Genomic DNA, 559 nt, shown 5'->3' with positions numbered 1-559 from the left:
GTGACTGAGTTTAAAGTCACTGTTGTCACCACGCAGGACGACATATTCGAAGGCTCAGAAACCTTCGGCGTGACCGTCACTGATAACAACAATGTCACCACCAATGGCTCCGCCACGGGCGTGGGTACCATTCTTGATGACGGTACGGGGCCAGAGCCCGATCCAGACGATGACCGCCCAGCGCTGTCTATCACGCCAGCCGTGTCAGTGGACGAAGGCACGGGTGCCATGTTCACTGTGAATCTGTCGAAAGAGACCGAAGCGGATGTGGTTTTGAACCTCGCCACGGCGACCGATGGTAGCTACACCGCAGAGTCTGGCGATATAGGTGCCATCACCGCCACGTATAACGATGGCGTGTCTGATGTGCCTCTCACCATTACTGATGGCAATATCACTCTACCTGCAGGCGTGACCGAGTTTAAAGTCACCGTTGCCACCACGCAGGGCGACATATTCGAAGGCCCAGAGACCTTCGGTGTGACCGTCACTGATAACAACAATGTCACCACCAATGGCTCGGCCACGGGCGTGGGTACCATTCTTGATGACGGCTCTG

At 55.8% G+C, this 559-nt stretch carries 1 protein-coding gene; it reads left to right on the top strand.

What is annotated here, in order from left to right:
- Positions 1–559: Calx-beta domain-containing protein (locus TZ48_RS03790; RefSeq protein ID WP_275426407.1), on the top strand; the 559-nt coding region annotated here is incomplete at both ends.

The organism is Vibrio variabilis, assembly GCF_003263785.1.
GTDB lineage: Bacteria > Pseudomonadota > Gammaproteobacteria > Enterobacterales > Vibrionaceae > Vibrio > Vibrio variabilis.
The sequence above is the reverse complement of the archived record's forward strand: the minus strand, read 5'-3'. Positions and strand labels throughout refer to the sequence as shown.